An 18,714-nucleotide genomic window follows, 5' to 3' on the forward strand; every position below is an offset into this window, starting at 1 on the left:
CTTCTATTGCGCGCTTGTATCCCACCATATCGGCAGCTGATAGCCATAAAGCGGAACCCTCTCGGGATGGCCGATGCGTTTGCTGCGCGCCACCCACTGCTGGTCCATGTGATAGAGCGGCAGCACATAGTGGCTCGAGAGCAGCAGCCGGTCGTAGGAGCGAACCGCCGCGGTGAATTCTTCCGCCGAGCGCGCCCTCAGCAGATGGTCGATCAGCGTGTCGAGATCGGGATCGTTGGCGCCGGCAAAGCTGTCCGAGCCCTCGCGCGTGCGGGCAGCCGAAGACCATCGGCCGAGCTGCTCGTTTCCAGGTGACAGCGAAGAGGTAAAGGACTTCATGATCATGTCGTAATCGAAGCTGTTCGTTCGGCTCTGATATTGCGAATCATCGACCGTGCGAATCGACGCCGCGATGCCGATCGCCTGTAGCGAACGCTGGTAAGCGACGGCGAGCTTCTCCTGGTCGGCATTCTGCGTCATGATTTCAAAAGCGAGTTGCCGCCCCGAGGGATCGGCCATCTTGCCGCCCTGGATCGTATAGCCGCCCTGTTTCAACTGCGCGACCGCCTGTTTCAGTACGTTGCGGTCGCGGCCGGAGCCGTCGGTAACCGGCAGCTTGTAGGTGCCGTCGAGAATCGCGGGCGCGATCTTGTCCTTGATCGGTCCGAGTAGCGCAAGCTCCGCGGCATTGGCGGGCACGCCGAAGCTCGAAAGCTCGGAATTCTGCCAGAAGCTCTGCGTGCGCTTGTAGGCGCCGGAATAGAGGTTCTTGTTCGCCCATTCGAAATCGAACACCAGCGACAGGCCTTCACGCACTTTCGGATCGGCAAAGATCGGCCGGCGCGTGTTGAAGACGAAGCCGAGCATGCCGCTCGGCAGTTTCGGCGTGAACACATCCTTGATGATAGCCCCGGAGGTGACCGCGGGGAAGTTATAGGCATTGGCCCAGTGACCGGGATTGCCGTCGGGATAGATGTCGACATCGCCCTTTTTGAAGGCTTCGAACAAGGTCGTGTCCTGCAGATAATACTGGACAGTGATCTGATCGTAATTGTCGGTGCCGACCTTGGCAGGAATGTCCTTGCCCCAGTAATTCGGGTCGCGCTCATAGGTAATACTTTCGCCGGGCTTGACCACCTTCACCTTGTAGGGGCCGGAACCGACCGGCGGCGTCAGCGATGTGCGATCAAAGGTTTCGGCATCGATCGCATGTTTCGGCAGCACCGGGAAAAGGCCGAAAATCAAAGGCGTCTCTCGGTCGGCCTTGTCATTGAAGGTAAAGCGCACGCTGTGTTCGCCGACCTTCTCCATCTTGGCGACGACCTTGAGGCGGTTGGCGAAAGGGACGCGGCCCCTGTCACGCAACAGCTCGAAGCTGAACATCACATCCTCGGGCGTTACCGGCTGACCGTCGGACCATTTTGCCTTCGGATTGAGGTTGAACTGAATGAAGCTCCTGTCGTCGTCCCATTCGACGGTCTGGGCAAGCAGGCCGTAAAGCGTGAAGGGCTCGTCCCTGGAGCGCTGCATCAGCGATTCGTAGACGAGGTTGCCGTAGTCCGGGTCCCACATGCCGCGTGCTGTCGTGCGCATGCTCTTCAGAATGAATGGATTGAGGTTGTCGAAGGTGCCGACGACGCCATAAGTGATCTTGCCGCCCTTCTTGACGTCGGGATTGACGTAAGGGAAGTGCTTGTAGTCAGGCGGCAGAGCCGGCTCGCCATGCATCGCGATTCCATGCAACGGCTCGGCGGCAACAGTGCCGCACAGCAGCGAGAGGACGAGCGGGACGACGATCCGGAGCATTCGGCAATCCTTGATCCGTGAAAGGGCATGATTCATCGCGAGATTATCATCTGGTCGACCGATTCCAACACGTGAGAGCCATTTCTTTGGCGTAGCGGCGAAATTGCTCCTTAAATTGCCAAAGAAAAGCTGGATATCTTGAACGCTGCGATGTAACAGGTGAACCCGAAGTTTCGGGGTCATGCATTTGCCTCATTTTTCCATGAGGTGGAGTGCCGAACGACCCGATGGTTGGGGCGGCAGGTCGCTGCCCCGAACGGATATCAGGAGACGGAATTCGTTATGATGTTCAAGTCTGAAAAGAAAATGCGGGCAGCACTGTCCGTTCTGGCAGTGATGTTCGGCGCCGCTTCGGCTCCGGTCTCCTCCTTCGCTCAGGATGCTGCGGCACAGGCTCCGGCCCAGGGCGTCGGCGCTCCCAAGCTCGGTTGGTATAAGACCTGCAGCAAGCAGGAAGACAACGACATCTGTGTCGTCCAGAACCTGATCCTCGCCAATGGCGGCCAGCTCGTTACGGCCGTCGGCCTGATCTCGGTCTCCGGCAAGATCAACCGCAAGCTCTTGCAGGTTTCCGTTCCGACCGCACGCCTGATTCCCCCCGGCATCATGATGCAGATCGATGGCGGCAAGGGTCAGAAGCTCGATTATGCCGTTTGCCTGCCGGACAAGTGCACCGCCGAAATCCCGCTGACCGACGCGATGATCGCCAGCCTGAAGAAGGGCAGCGACGTAATCTTCACGTCGATCAATTTCCGCCGCGCCCCGAACCCGATCAAGATCTCGCTCGAAGGCTTCACCGGCGCTTATGATGGCGAACCGGTCACCGAAAACAAGCTCGCCGAAAGCCAGCGCAGCCTGCAGGAAGGCATGCAGAAGAAGGCTGACGAAGCCCGCAAGAAACTGGAAGAGGCCCAGAAGGCAGCCAAGGCGCAGTAGTCCTGCCGCCATATCGAATGGAAACCCGGCTTCAGGCCGGGTTTTTTATTGGCCAACAGTTGTCTCGGTTTGGCTTTGCGCCTCGGTTGTGTGTTCGTGCTCTGGATATGCCCTTCACCCTAACCCTCTCCCCGTAAACGGGCGAGGGGACGTGCCCTGCGCGAGGTAAGTGCGAACTGAGACGCGGCTTGCTCCCTTCGCCCTGTCAGAACGGGGAGAAGGTGGCGGCAGCCGGAAGAGGGGCTTCCCAATGAAAAGCAAAAAGCCGGATCTGATAACAAAAGAAAAAGGCCTCGCTGGGAGAGGCGAGGCCTTGTTCAATGATCGGTACGTCTGACCTTAGTGGGCGAAGCTCATCTTCGGTTTGAACTGCCCTGATGGGGCTTGGTCGAAAATCTGGTAGACCTGCTGATTGCGAAGGGGCGTGCCGCTTTCGTCATTCACCAGGTTCTGCTCGGAGACATAGGCGACGTATTCGCTTTCGTCATTCTCGGCGAGCAGATGGTAGAATGGCTGGTCCTTGCTGGGGCGCACCTCGGCGGGAATGGAATTCCACCACTCCTCCGTATTCGCGAACTCCGGATCAACGTCGAAGATGACGCCGCGAAACGGGAATACCTTGTGCCGGACCACTTCGCCGATACTGAACTTTGCTACTCTTTCTTTCATGGTACGACTTCCTTTCATCACCGAATTTGGTGATTGGTGTCGTGCAAATCAAGATTTTTGCACTTGTCCGTCACATGAACGTCATATCCTCCTTCTGCCGTTCATGACCTGGGAAGGTGAAAGCCCCGGCGAACCGGGACTTTCAATATTGCAGCATTAGGCCGAATAATACATGTCGTATTCGACCGGGTGCGGCGTCATTTCGAAACGCATCACCTCTGCCATCTTCAGTTCGATGAAGGCATCGATCTGATCGTCGTCGAAGACACCTCCGGCCGTCAGGAACTTGCGGTCCTTGTCGAGGCTTTCGAGCGCTTCGCGCAACGAGCCGCAGACGGTCGGGATTTTCTTCAATTCCTTCGGCGGCAGGTCGTAAAGATCCTTGTCCATGGCCTTGCCGGGGTGGATCTTGTTCTTGATACCGTCGAGGCCGGCCATCAGCATGGCGGCGAAGGCGAGGTAGGGGTTGGCGGTCGGATCCGGGAAGCGGACTTCGACACGCTTGGCCTTGGGATTGGAGCCGAACGGAATGCGGCAGGAGGCCGAGCGGTTGCGGGCCGAATAGGCGAGCAGTACCGGCGCTTCATAACCCGGCACCAGACGCTTGTAGGAGTTCGTCGACGGATTGGTAAAGGCGTTGATCGCCTTTGCATGCTTGATGATGCCGCCGATATAGTAGAGGCAGCTCTCGGAGAGACCGGCATATTCGTCGCCGGCGAAGGTCGGCTTACCGCCCTTCCAGATGGACTGGTGGACGTGCATGCCGGATCCGTTGTCGCCGAAGATCGGCTTCGGCATGAAGGTCGCCGTCTTGCCGTAGGCATTGGCCACCTGATGCACGACGTATTTGTAGATTTGCATCTTGTCGGCGTTGCGCACCAGCGTATCGAACTTGATGCCGAGTTCGTGTTGGGCGGCTGCGACTTCATGGTGATGCTTTTCGACGACGACGCCCATTTCGGAGAGAACCGTAAGCATTTCCGAACGCATATCCTGGGCGCTGTCGACCGGCGGAACCGGGAAATAGCCGCCCTTGACGCGGGGACGATGGCCAAGGTTGCCGGTTTCGTAATCGGTGTCGTCGTTCGACGGCAGTTCGGTCGAATCCAGCTTGAAGCCGGTATTGTAGGGATCGGCCTTGTACTTGACGTCGTCGAAAACGAAGAATTCGGCTTCCGGGCCGACGAAGATCGTGTCGCCGATGCCGGAGGCCTTGAGATAGGCTTCGGCCTTCTTGGCGGTGCCGCGCGGATCGCGATTATACGCCTCGCCGGAGACCGGATCGAGGATGTCGCAGACGATGACCATGGTCGACTGGGCGAAGAATGGGTCCATATGCACCGTTTCGGTATCGGGCATCAGCACCATGTCGGACTCGTTGATGGCCTTCCAGCCACCGATCGAGGAGCCGTCGAACATCACGCCGTCGGCGAACATGTCTTCGTCGACGACGGCAACGTCCATCGTCACGTGCTGCAACTTGCCCTTCGGATCGGTGAAACGCAGATCGACGAACTTCACGTCGTTTTCCTGGATCTGCTTCAGAATTTCGCTTGCGGTCGCCATTAAATACCTTCCTCCAATTTGCAATGACAATAGGTGGGCGCGGTGACGGTATCGGACTTTGCGCGGTAGGCAAAGTGGTCAGATGGCATCGATGCCGGTCTCGCCGGTGCGGATGCGGATAACCTCTTCGACATTGGAGACGAAGATCTTTCCGTCGCCGATGCGGCCGGTTTGCGCCGCCTTGCGGATCGCGTCGATGACGGCCTCCGCGTTTTCGTCGGCCAGCACGACCTCGACTTTCACCTTCGGCAGGAAATCGACGACATATTCGGCACCGCGGTAGAGTTCCGTGTGGCCCTTCTGACGACCGAAGCCCTTGGCTTCCGTGACTGTGATACCCTGGAGGCCGACTTCCTGAAGGGCTTCCTTCACTTCGTCCAGCTTGAAAGGCTTAATGATCGCTTCGATCTTTTTCATGAGAAAATGCTCTCCGCTTCTCCCGTTATGGCAGGATGTTTCCCGCTCGCCGAATATGATGCAGATATCGTGCCAGTTTGAAATCCGTCTTTTCGAAAAAATACGCCGATTCTGTCAAAACCGGCGCGTTTGCGGGGCATTCGATATGGTTTTGGTGATGGAAAAGTGAAAAAACATGGCCTCCCGCCCAAAATCAGATCGAAAACCGCGAAAGTCACATTTTCCGGTGGTTGCCAAAGCAGATCTCGATTCGGTGAAAAGATAGGCAAATGCATAAAATAAGGGCTTCCGCTGGACGGTTCATGCGGTTGTTTTTTGAGCGTTTTTTGAATTGAATAGGCTGATGAGCAAACATCTCTCCGACCTTCTCCTTACGCCAGCCGAAATGGCAGCCGTCGATGCGGCTGCCGCCGCGTCGGGCATCGACTCCTTCGGTCTGATGGAACGAGCGGGGGCTGCGGTCGCCGCTGCCGCGCTGAGGCTTTACCCGGCTGCTCTGCGTTTCGTCGTGCTCTGCGGCCCGGGCAACAATGGCGGCGACGCCTATGTCGCGGCAAGGCATCTGCAGGAAGGCGGAGCGACAGTGGCGCTTTTCCATCTCGGCGATCCCTCCGGGCTGAAAGGCTACGCCGCCCGCGCTCGGGCCGGCTGTGCGCTTCAGGGTCAGGGGCTCGAGCTCTACCGGCCCGAAAGCGGCGATGTCGTCGTCGACGGCCTGTTCGGCGCGGGGCTCGCACGCGCGGTGCCGGCCGCTGTCCGCACGGTGGTCGAGCAGGTCGCCGAGGCCGACATCCCCGTGCTTGCCATCGACCTGCCCTCCGGCCTCGACGGCCGCACGGGTAAGGTGCTGGGCGCAGCCTTCGGCGCTCGCAACACCATCACTTTCATGACACGCAAGCCCGGCCATCTCTTGATGCCGGGCAGGGAGCTTTGCGGCGAGCTGGCGGTCTTCGATATCGGCATTCCCGCCCGCATCATCAGGGCCGAGGCAGGCGGTCTGATTGCCGAGAACAAGCCGGATGCCTGGAAGGCCGCGCTGCCGCCCGAGCAGCTGGAGACCCACAAATACAAGCGCGGCCATCTGGTCGTCTTTTCGGGCGACGCCGACAAGACGGGTGCCGCGCGCATGTCGGCGGCCTCCGGCCTGAGGGCTGGCGCCGGCCTGGTGACCATCGCAGCGCCCCATGCGGCAATGGCCGCCAATGCCGCCCATCTCACAGCCGTCATGCTGCATGCGATCGACGGCGAGGCCGAACTCGAAGACTGGCTGTCCGACTCCCGGCTGCAGACTTTCGTCCTCGGCCCCGGTTTCGGCATCGGCGCCAGGGCGCGCGCCTATGTCACTGCCCTTGCCGATCGCCGGCTGGTTCTCGACGCCGACGGCATCTCCTCGTTCAAGGACGATCCGCAACAGCTCTTCGATCTGTTCCAAGGCGAGCCGCGCCTGGTGCTGACGCCGCACGAGGGCGAATTTTCGCGGCTATTTCCTGAGATCGGCGGCGACGATGCGCTGGGCAAGGTCGACAAGGCGCTCGCCGCCGCCCGCCGCGCCAATGCCGCGATCGTCTATAAGGGCGCCGACACCGTCATCGCCTCACCGGACGGCCGCGCGCTGATCAATACCAATGCGCCGGCCTGGCTTGCGACCGCCGGTTCAGGCGATGTGCTCGCCGGCATCATCGGAGGACTGCTTGCGCAGGGCCTGCCGGCCTTCGAGGCGGCAGCCGCCGGCGTCTGGCTGCATGGAGAGGCAGGCCGCCGCGCCGGCAAAGGTCTGACAGCGGAAGATCTCGCAACGGCGGTACTGCCGTTGTAACTCGATTTATTTCGTCAGCAATTTCTGCAGGGCGATCGCCCCATGCGGTGCGTTCACCTTGCCCTCATGGATCATGAAGGCGAAGACGTCGCGCGGCTCGACCTTGATCTTGCGGTCTTTATCGATCAGCGGTAGGTCGTCAGGAACCTTGCCTTCCGCCCAGGTCTCGAGCCGGTCCGCCCAGGCCTTCAGGTCCTTGTCGGGATAGCAGGTCGCAATATCGTCCGATCCCTTCTGCAGCCTGGCATAGATGAAAGCGGCCGTGACGTCGGCAATCATCGGATATTCGAAATGTTCGGCGCAAACCGGCGCCACGCCGTATTTGGCAAGCAGGGCGACGAATTCCGGCACCTTGAAGGAATCGTGCCGGACCTCGACAACGTGGCGAAGCGCCAGCCCGTCCTGTTTTGCCGGCAGCAGCTTCAGGAAGGCTTCGAAGTCTTCCGGATCGAACTTCTTCGTCGGCGCGAACTGCCAGAGCAGCGGCCCGAGATGGTCGCCGAGTTCACTGATCCCGGATGTCAGAAAGCGCTCCATCGATTCCCCAGCCTCAGCGAGCACCCGCCGATTGGTGACGAACCGCGTCGCCTTCAGCGAAAAGATGAAGCCGTCGGGCACATCGGCCGCCCATTTCGCAAAGACCGCCGGCTTCTGAGTGCTGTAATAGGTGCCATTGACCTCGATGACCTTCAGCTGGCGGCTGGCATAATGCAGCTCGTCCTTCTGTTTGAGATCATCGGGAAAGAAATGCCCGCGCCAGGGCTCGAAGGTCCAGCCGCCGATGCCAGTGCGGATAGTGCCGGATTTCGTCATGTCGTCCTCCCCTTTGGCAGCCGCTCAGGCCGCAACAATCTCTTTCGCCATGTCGACGAGCGTCCATCCTGGCCGATAAGGCTTTTGCCGGCGACCCGTTTCCTGAAATCCGAAGGCGCGATAGAGCGCGACGTTCCGCTCCATCCGCGCATTCGTATAGAGCCGGATCTGCGGCGTGGCCCATTCCCGCGCCTTGCCTTTCAGCCAGCGCAGCATCGCAAGCCCGTGCCCGGCGCCCTGAAAGGCCGGCGAGACCCCGATGCTGAACAGCATGAGGTGGTCGGGATGCTGCTCGACGAAGACGAGGCCGACCGTTTCATCGCCGATCTCGCGCAGCCAGACCTCGCCGCGTTCGATGCGCGGCACGTAATCTTCTGTCGCTGGCACCGGTGGAACGCCGAAAAGTTCGGTATGGGGCAGATAGGCGGCTGCCGTCAGCGTCGTGATCGTTTGGAGATCGTCGCGCGACGCCAGCCTCATCGTCATTCCGCCGCCGCCGCCCTCTTCGCCGGGCGCCGCTCCAGCAATTCCTTGAGGAACTGTCCGGTATAGGAATGCTTCTCCTTGACGATTGCCTCGGGCGTGCCGGCTGCGACGATCTCGCCGCCGCCATCGCCGCCCTCGGGACCGAAATCGAGCACCCAGTCGGCCGTCTTGATGACTTCGAGATTGTGCTCGATCACTACAACTGAATTGCCCTGGTTGACCAGTTCGTGCAGCATTTCGAGCAGTTTGGCGACGTCGTGGAAATGCAGGCCGGTCGTCGGTTCGTCGAGAATATAAAGCGTGCGTCCGGTCGAGCGCTTCGACAGTTCCTTGGCGAGCTTGACGCGCTGCGCCTCGCCGCCGGAAAGCGTGTTGGCCTGCTGGCCGACCTTGATGTAACCGAGGCCGACATCCTTCAGCGATTGCAGCTTGTCGCGTACGGCGGGCACCGCCGCGAAGAAATCGACGCCTTCCTCCACCGTCATGTCGAGCACGTCTGCGATAGACCTCTGCTTGAAGGTGACGTCGAGCGTCTCTCTGTTATAGCGCTTGCCATGGCAGACATCGCAGGTGACGTAGACGTCGGGCAGGAAGTGCATTTCGATCTTGATGACGCCGTCGCCCTGGCAGGCCTCGCAGCGTCCGCCCTTGACGTTGAAGGAGAAGCGGCCCGGCTGATAACCGCGCGCCTTGGCTTCCGGCAAGCCGGCGAACCAGTCGCGGATCGGCGTGAAGGCGCCGGTATAGGTCGCCGGGTTCGAGCGCGGCGTGCGGCCGATCGGCGACTGGTCGATGTCGATCACTTTGTCGATATGCTCGAAACCGTCGATCCGGTCGTGGTCGGCAGGGATTTCGCGCGCACCCATGACGCGGCGCGCCGCCGATTTATACAGCGTCTCGATCAGGAAGGTGGACTTGCCGCCGCCGGAAACGCCGGTCACCGCCGTAAAGACGCCGAGCGGGATCGAGGCCGTGACATTCTTCAGATTGTTGCCGCGCGCGCCGACGACCTTGATCTCGCGACCCTTCTTCGGCTTGCGGCGCTGGTCGGGAACCGGCACGCCGAGTTCGCCAGAGAGATATTTGCCAGTCAGCGACTTCGGATTATCCATGATATCCTGCGGCGTGCCATGGGCGATGACCTGGCCGCCATGGATACCGGCCGCCGGGCCGATGTCGACGACGTCGTCGGCCGTCAGGATCGCATCCTCGTCATGCTCGACGACGATGACCGTGTTGCCGATATCGCGCAGGTGCTTCAGCGTGTCGAGCAGCCGGGCATTGTCGCGCTGATGCAGGCCGATCGACGGCTCATCGAGCACGTAGAGCACGCCCGTCAGCCCCGAGCCGATCTGCGAGGCAAGCCGGATGCGCTGGCTCTCGCCGCCCGACAGCGTGCCGGAATTGCGCGACAGGCTGAGATATTCCAGACCGACATCGTTCAAAAAGCGCAGCCGGTCGCGGATCTCCTTGAGGATGCGCACGGCGATCTCGTTCTGCTTGGCGTTGAAGCTGGCCGGCAGCGTCTCGAACCAGTCGCGCGCGACACGGATCGACATCTCAGTGACTTCGCCGATATGCAGCCTGTTGATCTTCACAGCTAGCGCTTCGGGTTTCAGGCGATAGCCGTTGCAGGCAGGGCAGGGGGCTGCCGACATGAAGCGCTCGATATCCTCGCGCGCCCAGGCGGAATCGGTTTCTTTCCAGCGGCGCTCGAGATTGGTGATGATGCCTTCGAAGTTCTTGTGGGTGGTATAGGAGCGCGCGCCGTCGGCGTAGTGGAACTCGATCTTGTCGTCGGTGCCGTTGAGGATGACGTCCTTGGCCTCTGCGGAAAGATCGTTCCAGCGGGTGCCGAGCTTGAAGCCGTAATGTTTTCCGAGCGCTTCCAGCGTCTGATTATAATAAGGCGACGTCGACTTCGCCCAGGGCGCGATCGCCCCGTCGCGCAGCGTCCGCTCCGGCTCGGGTACGATCAGATCGGGGTCGATCTTCTGCTGAGCGCCGAGGCCGTCGCAGGTCGGGCAGGCGCCGAAGGGATTGTTGAACGAGAAGAGCCGGGGTTCGATTTCCGGAATGGTGAAGCCGGAGACCGGGCAGGCGAATTTTTCGGAAAACAGCACGCGCTCATGCGTCTCGTTCAGCGACTTGTTGGCCGATCCGCCAGCCGAGGTCTCTTCCGGCGGCAGCGGCTTGTCGGCGAATTCGGCGACCGCCAGCCCGTCGGCGAGCTTCAGGCAGGTCTCCAGGCTGTCGGCCAGCCGCGCCGAAACATCGGTGCGCACGACGATGCGGTCGACCACCACGTCGATGTCGTGCTTGTATTTCTTGTCCAGAACAGGCGCCTCGGCGATCTCGTAGAACTGGCCGTCCACCTTGACGCGCTGGAAGCCCTTCTTCATCAGCTCCGCCAGTTCCTTCTTGTATTCGCCCTTGCGCCCGCGCACCAGCGGCGCGAGAATATAAAGACGGGTGCCTTCGCCGAAAGCGAGGATGCGGTCGACCATCTGGCTGACGGTCTGGCTCTCGATCGGCAGGCCGGTCGCCGGCGAATAGGGAACGCCGACGCGGGCAAAGAGCAGGCGCATATAGTCGTAGATCTCGGTGACGGTGCCGACGGTCGAGCGCGGGTTTCGCGAGGTGGTCTTCTGCTCGATCGAAATGGCCGGCGACAGCCCGTCTATCTGGTCGACATCGGGCTTCTGCATCATTTCGAGGAACTGCCGGGCATAGGCCGACAAGCTTTCGACATAGCGCCGCTGGCCCTCGGCATAGATCGTGTCGAAGGCGAGCGAGGATTTGCCGGAGCCAGAAAGACCGGTCATGACGATCAGCTTGTTGCGCGGCAGATCGAGATCGATGCTCTTTAGATTGTGCTCGCGCGCGCCGCGGATGGAGATCGTCTTCAGTTCGCTCATCGTCTCTGCTTTGGTTTTCTGGATAACAGCCCTTATTTAGTGATGCCGGCGGGCGAGTCGAGGCTGAATATCCGGGAAGGTTCAAGGTTTTCGATTCTGTTGACAGGATGATACGGATAAACTAGAACAAATAAAGAACAAATTTCCTGATGAATGCATGCGGCTTTCTGATGGATAAACATGTGGATTAAATGCCGCCCATGCGCATCGGCGGTCCGTGATGGTTTAAGGTGCGCCGATCGATTGAAACGCCGCCGGGCAGGGCGGCAGGCAGGGTGAGAAGATGGCTGGTAGCGTGAACAAGGTAATTCTGGTTGGAAACGTGGGTGCAGACCCCGAAATCCGCCGCACTCAGGACGGCCGGCCGATCGCCAATCTTCGTATCGCGACCTCGGAGACCTGGCGTGATCGCAATTCCGGCGAACGCCGCGAAAAGACCGAATGGCATACTGTCGTCGTCTTCAACGAAGGCCTCTGCAAGGTGGTCGAGCAATATGTGAAGAAGGGCGCCAAGCTTTATATCGAAGGCCAGCTGCAGACCCGCAAATGGCAGGACCAGCAGGGCCAGGACCGTTATTCGACGGAAGTGGTGCTGCAGGGCTTCAGCTCGACGCTGACCATGCTCGACGGCCGCGGCGACGGTGGTGGTGCGAGCTCCGGTTTCGGCGGCAGCCGCGGCGGCAGCAGCAATAATGATTACGGCGACGATTACGGCGCCCCGGCTTCGTCCCCATCGTCGAACCGCGGTGGTGGCGGCAACTTCTCGCGCGATCTCGACGACGACATCCCGTTCTGATCGGCCGCCTATCCCGGCTTGAAGAAGATCCGAGAGCATGATGCCTTTGACGGCGTCATGCTCTTTTTGTTTGCTCTCGCGCTGTTCAGTGCGGCGTCGCGCTGATCAGATTAAGCGCTGCCTTCGCGCCGTCGACGACGAACTGTACTGCAAGGGCGGCAAGGATGACGCCGAGGAGCCGTGTCAGGATCGCCCGCCCGGTGACGCCGAGGAAACGGTCGAGCCTGTCGGCAATCAGCAGCATGAGCAGTGTCAGCAGTAGGTTGGCGGCGATGACGGCGATCAGCTGGGCCTTTTCCACCGAGGTCGGCAGCGTGCCGGCCAATAGGATTGTCGCCGAGATCGCACCCGGGCCGGCGATCAGCGGCAAGGCGAGGGGGAAGACGGCGATATTCTCGATATGGTCCTTGGTGACAGCTGCCTCGCTGGCTTTCTCCTTCCGCTCCTGGCGCCGCTCGAACACCATTTCGAAGGCGATCCAGAAGAGCAGCAGCCCGCCGGCGATGCGGAAGGCGCCGATCGAAATACCGAGCACGCCGAGAACGCTTGAGCCGAACAGGGCGAAGACGGCGAGGATGATGAAGGCGATCGTTGAGCCGCGTAGCGCTACCTGGGTTCGCTGGCTCCGACTCATGCCGGTCGTCAGTCCCAGGAAGATCGGGGCGAGCCCGGGCGGATCGATGGTGACGAGAAGCGTCGTGAAGGCGTTGATCAACTGGTCGGCGCTTGCCATCGTCTCTCCGAAAGCCCATATGGGTGCGTGATTTTCTGCGATTGTGAAGCGGGGATTTGGATTTGGCAAATATGCCGCGGGCGGCCGCTGCGGATTTGTCCGGTCCGGCCGCACAAGTCCCGTGCTTTACCCTTTTTCGGCCGCAAAAGCCTGTTCAAAACGCGCTCGGAAATTGGCGCGGCAACAGGCTTTCCGCTATAAATCTTCAAGTGATTCTAGAAGAGATCGTGATCTGTTTTGACTGAGCAAACACCCCCCGGCGGCGGGAAGCTCCCGCCAGGCATCGAGCCCATCTCCATCATGGAGGAAATGCAGCGGTCGTATCTCGATTACGCGATGAGCGTCATCGTCAGCCGCGCGCTGCCCGACGTGCGCGACGGCCTGAAGCCCGTGCACCGGCGCATCCTTTACGGCATGTCCGAGCTCGGCATCGACTGGAACAAGAAATACGTCAAATGCGCCCGCGTCACCGGCGACGTGATGGGTAAATACCATCCGCACGGCAATGCCGCGATCTACGATGCGCTCGCCCGCATGGCGCAGCCTTGGTCGCTGCGGCTGCCGCTGATCGATGGTCAGGGCAATTTCGGCTCCGTCGACGGCGATCCGCCGGCGGCCGAACGTTACACCGAATGCCGCCTGGAAAAGGCCGCCCATTCGCTGCTCGATGATCTCGACAAGGAAACCGTCGACTTCCGCGACAACTATGACGGCACGCTCTCCGAGCCGGTGGTGGTTCCCGCCAAGTTCCCGAACCTGCTCGTCAACGGCGCCGGCGGCATCGCCGTCGGCATGGCGACCAACATTCCGCCGCATAACCTGTCGGAAGTGATCGACGGCTGTATCGCGCTGATCAACGATCCGGCGATCGAGCTGCCGGAACTGATGCAGATCATTCCCGGCCCGGATTTTCCGACAGGCGCAAAGATCCTCGGTCGCGCCGGCATCCGCTCGGCTTACGAGACCGGCCGCGGTTCCGTCATCATGCGCGGTGTCGCGACGATCGAGCCGATGCGCGGCGACCGTGAGCAGATCATCATCACCGAAATCCCCTATCAGGTGAACAAGGCGACGATGATCGAAAAGATGGCTGAACTGGTGCGCGAAAAGCGCATCGAGGGCATCTCCGACCTGCGCGATGAATCCGACCGCCAGGGCTATCGCGTCGTAATCGAGCTGAAGCGCGACGCCAATGCCGAGGTCATCCTTAACCAGCTCTACCGCTATACGCCGCTGCAGACCTCCTTCGGCTGCAACATGGTGGCGCTGAACGGCGGTAAGCCGGAACAGCTGACGCTGCTCGATATGCTGCGAGCCTTCGTCACCTTCCGCGAAGAAGTCGTTAGCCGGAGAACGAAATTCCTCCTGCGCAAGGCGCGCGAGCGCGCCCATGTGTTGGTCGGCCTTGCCATTGCGGTGGCCAACATCGACGAAGTCATCCGCGTCATCCGCCAGGCGCCGGACCCCCAGTCGGCCCGTGAAGAGCTGATGACCCGCCGCTGGCCGGCAGAAGATGTCGAAAGCCTGATCCGTCTGATCGACGATCCGCGCCACCGCATCAACGAGGACATGACGTACAACCTGTCGGAAGAACAGGCCCGCGCCATCCTCGAACTGCGTCTTGCCCGCCTCACGGCCCTCGGCCGTGACGAAATCGGCGATGAACTCAACAAGATCGGCGAGGAAATCCGGGATTATCTCGATATTCTTTCCTCGCGTGTCCGCATCCAGACCATCGTCAAGGATGAGCTCACCGCTGTGCGCGACGAGTTCGGCACACCGCGCCGCACCGAGATCGTCGATGGCGGTCTCGAAATGGACGATGAGGATCTGATCGCCCGCGAGGACATGGTCGTCACCGTCTCGCATCTTGGTTATATCAAGCGCGTACCGCTGACCACCTACCGCGCCCAGCGCCGTGGCGGCAAGGGTCGCTCCGGCATGACCACCCGCGACGAAGATTTCGTTAGCCGGCTATTCGTAGTCAATACCCATACGCCGGTTCTGTTCTTCTCCTCGCGCGGCATCGTCTACAAGGAGAAGGTCTGGCGCCTGCCGATCGGCACGCCGACCTCGCGCGGCAAGGCGCTGATCAACATGCTGCCGCTCGCCCCCGGCGAGCGCATCACCACCATCCTGCCCTTGCCCGAGGACGAGGCGAGCTGGGACAATCTCGACGTCATGTTCTCGACGACGCGCGGCACGGTTCGCCGCAACAAGCTGTCGGACTTCGTTCAGGTCAACCGCAACGGCAAGATCGCCATGAAGCTCGAGGAGGAGGGCGATGAGATCCTCTCCGTCGAGACTTGCACGGAACATGACGACGTTCTGCTGACGACCGCGCTCGGCCAGTGCATCCGCTTCTCCGTCGACGACGTTCGCGTCTTCGCCGGCCGCAACTCGATCGGCGTGCGCGGCATCAATCTCGGTGAAGGCGATCGCATCATCTCGATGACCATCGTCGGCCATGTTGATGCCGAGCCGTGGGAGCGCGCAGCCTATCTGAAACGCTCTGCCGCCGAACGTCGCGCGACGGGCGTCGATGAAGAGGATATCGCTCTCGTCGGCGAGGAAGTCACCGAAGAGGGACAGCTCTCGGACGAGCGTTATGAAGAGCTGAAGGCACGCGAGCAGTTCGTGCTCACGGTCTCTGTGAAGGGCTTCGGCAAGCGTTCGTCGTCCTACGATTTCCGCATCTCCGGCCGCGGCGGCAAGGGCATCCGCGCCACCGACACGTCGAAGACCGGCGAAATCGGCGAACTGGTCGCCGCCTTCCCGGTCGATGACGGCGATCAGATCATGCTGGTTTCGGATGGCGGCCAGCTGATCCGGGTGCCGGTCGGCGGCATCCGCATCGCCAGCCGCGCCACCAAGGGCGTCACCATCTTCTCGACGGCTAAGGATGAGAAGGTCGTTTCCGTCGAGCGCATCAGCGAGCCGGAAGAGGACGAGACGGAGGAAGCCGTCGAGACCGCCGAAGGTGCTCCTGTTGCTGAGGAAGGTTCAACCGGCGAGACGCCGGTTGCCGATGGCGATCCCGCCGGGACCACCGAGGAATGATCAAGAGAAAGGGCGGCTTCGGGCCGCCCTTTTCTGTTCGGGCTTAGCCTGGTTTATCCCAAGAAAAAAGCCGGATGCTGGGTGCATCCGGCTTTGTAGGGCCCGAGGCGGCGGAAGGGTGCCGCTCTTGGGTGGGGAAGAGAGGAATATCAGAATGCGCTATGCTTTTCGTTCAGCGCTTTCACCTCTTCGCCTTCGCGCCGGAGCGCTGAAATCGTCGAGGCCACAGACACGATGAACATGACGCTGATGAGGGCGGTGAGCACTGTCAAGATCGTGAACATAGGCATTCCTTTCCTGGGGAGTTGCGTTCTCGCCCCTCAGTACTGGCCAAGTACGGCCGTGCGGGCCGAAGCATAGGGACCATAAACCTTGGACGTATCTACCTTCTGATCATATAGAGCGACAGTTGCGGTGAGCATGCCCGTGACCATTACCATCCAGAGCACGTTAATCATCGTAATCTTGCCGGGCATCTTTAGTCCTTCCTGCCGCGATAATCGCATCTATGTGTCGGTTGAATGAACGCATCCGTTTTAAATTGGTTCCGCCGGATGTTGAGGCGGTGTTTACCAATGCCGATCTGAAGCCTCCTTGAATGTGTCGTTCATCTGGCGTTCAGATTCGAGGCCCGGTTTTGTTCGCGCAGCCGGCCTTGGGCGCGCACGATCGCGGCATGTTCGGCAACCTCCGGCCGCACCCAGCTCACTTGGTAGCGATCGGCGAAAAAGCCATAGGCCATTTCGGCAGCGAGAGAGAAAAAGACGGCAAGCGCAACGAGCACGATCAGCATGGATATGGTCCTTCGGGGAACGCCGGATGCCGGAATGGCATCGGCTGCCTTGATGATCCGAGTTAAGCAGGTCCTGTCTGAAACAGCCTTGAATGGCATGTTCATTCGCTGTTCAGCCGCAGGAAGCGGCGGGGCAAATCACTTGCGGCAAACCGGCATCCGTGACAAAAGGCGTCAAACCAACGGCCGAGCCAGATGACGACAGCTTTTTATCCTGGGTCCTTCGACCCGATCACCAACGGACATGTGGATGTTCTGGTTCAGGCCCTGAACGTCGCCGAAAAGGTGATCGTCGCGATCGGCATCCACCCCGGCAAGGCGCCGCTCTTTTCGTTCGACGAACGAGCCGAGCTGATCCGCCTTTCCCTGGCGCAAGCGCTGCCCGGCAAGACCGGCGGCATCACCGTCGTCGCCTTCGACAATCTGGTCGTCGATGCCGCCCGTGCCCATGGCGCAACGCTTTTGATCCGCGGCCTTCGCGACGGCACCGACCTCGACTACGAAATGCAGATGGCCGGCATGAACAGGGCGATGGCGCCCGACATCCAGACCATCTTTTTGCCGGCGGGCACGGCGTCGCGGCCCATTACCGCCACATTGGTCCGCCAGATCGCCGCCATGGGCGGCGATGTCAGCGCTTTCGTGCCGGCCGCCGTCTTGCAAGCCCTCACATCCAAGCGCCCGAACTAGCAAGTAAAAAGTCTAGCAAACGCAGACCAGGCGGAACCCGCCGCAACGGAGCCCATATGAAACTCTTTTATCTCGCATTTGCCGGCGTGCTCTATTTGGCCTCCTTCGCCGGGGATGCCTTCGCCCAGGCGGCCGATCATTATCTCACCATCCAGCTGAAGAGCGGCCCTGTCGTCATCCAGTTGATGCCCGGGGTGGCGCCGAAGCACGTCGCCCAGATCGAGGCGCTGGCCAAGAAGGGCGAATACGACAATGTCGCCTTCCACCGCGTCATCGACGGATTCATGGCCCAGACCGGCGACGTCAAATACGGCAACATGGAAAAGGGCTTCGATGCCAGCCTTGCCGGCACCGGCTCCTCCGACATGCCCGATATCCCGGCTGAGTTCTCCAAGACCCCGTTCGTGCGCGGCACGGTCGGCATGGCCCGTTCGCAGGATCCGAATTCCGCCAATTCGCAGTTCTTCATCATGTTCGCCGACGGTTCCTTCCTGAACGGCCAGTATACCGTCGTCGGCAAGGTCGTTTCCGGCATGGAAAACGTCGACAAGATCAAACGCGGCGAAGGCCAGAACGGCGAAGTCAGCAATCCCGACCGGATGATCAAGGTCACGCTGGGCAAGAAGTAAGTTACGAGACAAACAAGAGGAGTAGACAATGGCCGAGATCAAGGATCCCGAGAACACCATCATTCTGGAAACCACCAAGGGCAAGGTTGTCATTCAGCTGCTGCCGCAGGTCGCCCCGGAACACGTCGCCCGCGTCAAGGAACTCGCCCGCGAGAAGGCCTATGACGGCGTCGTGTTCCACCGCGTCATTCAGGATTTCATGGCCCAGACGGGCGATGTCGAATATGGCAAGAAGGGTTCTGAAACATTCAATCCCGGCCGGGCCGGCATGGGCGGCTCGTCCAAGCCGGACCTGAAGGCTGAATTCTCCGCCACGCCGCATGTGCGCGGCACCTGCTCGATGGCCCGTTCGCAGAACCCGAACTCGGCCAACTCGCAGTTCTTCATCTGCTTCACCGACGCTCCGTGGCTGAACAAGCAGTATTCCGTCTGGGGACAGGTGATCGAAGGCATGGACAATGTGGACAAGATCAAGCGCGGCGAACCGGTTTCCGATCCGGATTCGATCGTCTCGATGCGGGTTGCCGCCGACGTCTGATTGTGATTTCTGCTGGAACCCGCCCTTGCGCGAAAGCGCGGGGGCGGG

Annotated in this window: 18 protein-coding genes; 7 read left to right on the forward strand and 11 right to left on the reverse strand. The window is 60.6% G+C overall.

All coding sequences use genetic code 11. The annotated features are described in order from the left end of the window. Positions 1-3: 3 nt before the first annotated feature. Positions 4-1,806 carry an extracellular solute-binding protein gene (locus N2597_RS09125; RefSeq protein ID WP_183596296.1) on the reverse strand — a complete coding sequence of 601 codons (1,803 nt, stop codon included), beginning with the start codon at positions 1,804-1,806 and terminating at the stop codon, positions 4-6. A 282-nt stretch (positions 1,807-2,088) separates the two neighbouring features. Here N2597_RS09125 and N2597_RS09130 point away from each other — a divergent pair, with 282 nt between their 5' ends. Next, the gene (locus tag N2597_RS09130) at positions 2,089-2,742 is read left to right on the forward strand and encodes an invasion associated locus B family protein (protein ID WP_009994474.1); all 654 of its coding nucleotides are present in this window, start codon (positions 2,089-2,091) and stop codon (positions 2,740-2,742) included. Positions 2,743-3,081: 339 nt separating this feature from the next. On the opposite strand, the gene hspQ is transcribed toward N2597_RS09130, so the two are convergent. From hspQ to N2597_RS09145, 3 genes are all read right to left on the reverse strand, one after another. After that, entirely contained in the window at positions 3,082-3,411 is a 330-nt protein-coding gene (gene hspQ / locus N2597_RS09135) for a heat shock protein HspQ (RefSeq protein ID WP_009992774.1), read from the reverse strand. Positions 3,412-3,567: 156 nt separating this feature from the next. Further along, a complete protein-coding gene (gene glnA, locus N2597_RS09140; protein WP_038688890.1) occupies positions 3,568-4,977 on the reverse strand; it encodes a type I glutamate--ammonia ligase in 1,410 nt (469 codons plus the stop codon). 78 nt (positions 4,978-5,055) lie between these two features. Then, entirely contained in the window at positions 5,056-5,394 is a 339-nt protein-coding gene (locus N2597_RS09145; protein ID WP_003539626.1) for a P-II family nitrogen regulator, read from the reverse strand. A gap of 343 nt (positions 5,395-5,737) precedes the next feature. On the opposite strand from N2597_RS09145, the gene N2597_RS09150 reads away from it, so the two are divergent. Further along, the gene (locus N2597_RS09150; RefSeq protein ID WP_077993690.1) at positions 5,738-7,210 is read left to right on the forward strand and encodes an NAD(P)H-hydrate dehydratase; all 1,473 of its coding nucleotides are present in this window, start codon (positions 5,738-5,740) and stop codon (positions 7,208-7,210) included. Between the two features lie 6 nt (positions 7,211-7,216). Here N2597_RS09150 and N2597_RS09155 read toward each other — a convergent pair whose 3' ends face one another. From N2597_RS09155 to uvrA, 3 genes are read right to left on the reverse strand one after another with little or no spacing between them, the layout of a single operon-like run. Next, positions 7,217-8,023: a DUF72 domain-containing protein gene (locus N2597_RS09155; protein ID WP_077993688.1), complete on the reverse strand. Its 807-nt coding sequence runs from the start codon at positions 8,021-8,023 to the stop codon at positions 7,217-7,219. A gap of 24 nt (positions 8,024-8,047) precedes the next feature. Continuing rightward, the gene (locus tag N2597_RS09160) at positions 8,048-8,509 is read right to left on the reverse strand and encodes a GNAT family N-acetyltransferase (protein WP_077993686.1); all 462 of its coding nucleotides are present in this window, start codon (positions 8,507-8,509) and stop codon (positions 8,048-8,050) included. Then, on the reverse strand, positions 8,506-11,427 hold the full coding sequence (gene uvrA / locus N2597_RS09165; protein WP_183596293.1) for an excinuclease ABC subunit UvrA: 2,922 nt from the start codon (positions 11,425-11,427) through the stop codon (positions 8,506-8,508). Before uvrA ends, N2597_RS09160 begins: the two co-directional genes overlap by 4 nt. 283 nt (positions 11,428-11,710) lie before the next feature. On the opposite strand from uvrA, the gene N2597_RS09170 reads away from it, so the two are divergent. Beyond that, on the forward strand, positions 11,711-12,223 hold the full coding sequence (locus N2597_RS09170; protein WP_086156221.1) for a single-stranded DNA-binding protein: 513 nt from the start codon (positions 11,711-11,713) through the stop codon (positions 12,221-12,223). An 85-nt stretch (positions 12,224-12,308) separates the two neighbouring features. On the opposite strand, the gene N2597_RS09175 is transcribed toward N2597_RS09170, so the two are convergent. Beyond that, positions 12,309-12,956, reverse strand: a complete 648-nt coding sequence (locus N2597_RS09175; RefSeq protein WP_038688903.1) for a MarC family protein — start codon at positions 12,954-12,956, stop codon at positions 12,309-12,311. A 237-nt stretch (positions 12,957-13,193) separates the two neighbouring features. Between N2597_RS09175 and gyrA the strand changes: the two genes are divergently transcribed. Then, a complete protein-coding gene (gene gyrA, locus N2597_RS09180) occupies positions 13,194-16,016 on the forward strand; it encodes a DNA gyrase subunit A (RefSeq protein ID WP_077993681.1) in 2,823 nt (940 codons plus the stop codon). A gap of 149 nt (positions 16,017-16,165) precedes the next feature. On the opposite strand, the gene N2597_RS09185 is transcribed toward gyrA, so the two are convergent. The 3 genes from N2597_RS09185 to N2597_RS09195 all read right to left on the reverse strand — a co-directional run bounded on the left by N2597_RS09185 (position 16,166) and on the right by N2597_RS09195 (position 16,914). After that, complete coding sequence (locus tag N2597_RS09185; RefSeq protein ID WP_010056528.1) at positions 16,166-16,300, reverse strand: hypothetical protein; 135 nt, start codon at positions 16,298-16,300, stop codon at positions 16,166-16,168. Positions 16,301-16,336: 36 nt separating this feature from the next. Beyond that, the gene (locus N2597_RS09190) at positions 16,337-16,492 is read right to left on the reverse strand and encodes a hypothetical protein (RefSeq protein ID WP_003539654.1); all 156 of its coding nucleotides are present in this window, start codon (positions 16,490-16,492) and stop codon (positions 16,337-16,339) included. Between the two features lie 131 nt (positions 16,493-16,623). After that, positions 16,624-16,914 carry a hypothetical protein gene (locus N2597_RS09195; RefSeq protein WP_106795639.1) on the reverse strand — a complete coding sequence of 97 codons (291 nt, stop codon included), beginning with the start codon at positions 16,912-16,914 and terminating at the stop codon, positions 16,624-16,626. Positions 16,915-17,004: 90 nt separating this feature from the next. On the opposite strand from N2597_RS09195, the gene coaD reads away from it, so the two are divergent. Genes coaD through N2597_RS09210 form a run of 3 tightly spaced genes read left to right on the forward strand, consistent with a single transcriptional unit; the run spans position 17,005 to position 18,666 of the window. Beyond that, a complete protein-coding gene (gene coaD / locus N2597_RS09200; RefSeq protein ID WP_077993679.1) occupies positions 17,005-17,499 on the forward strand; it encodes a pantetheine-phosphate adenylyltransferase in 495 nt (164 codons plus the stop codon). 56 nt (positions 17,500-17,555) lie between these two features. Further along, positions 17,556-18,128: a peptidylprolyl isomerase gene (locus tag N2597_RS09205; RefSeq protein WP_077993677.1), complete on the forward strand. Its 573-nt coding sequence runs from the start codon at positions 17,556-17,558 to the stop codon at positions 18,126-18,128. Between the two features lie 28 nt (positions 18,129-18,156). Beyond that, positions 18,157-18,666, forward strand: coding sequence for a peptidylprolyl isomerase (locus N2597_RS09210; RefSeq protein ID WP_004671916.1), 510 nt, complete (start codon positions 18,157-18,159; stop codon positions 18,664-18,666). Positions 18,667-18,714 lie beyond the last annotated feature (48 nt).

Origin of the sequence: Rhizobium sophoriradicis (genome assembly GCF_025200795.1) — a bacterium.
Taxonomy (GTDB): Bacteria; Pseudomonadota; Alphaproteobacteria; order Rhizobiales; family Rhizobiaceae; genus Rhizobium; species Rhizobium sophoriradicis.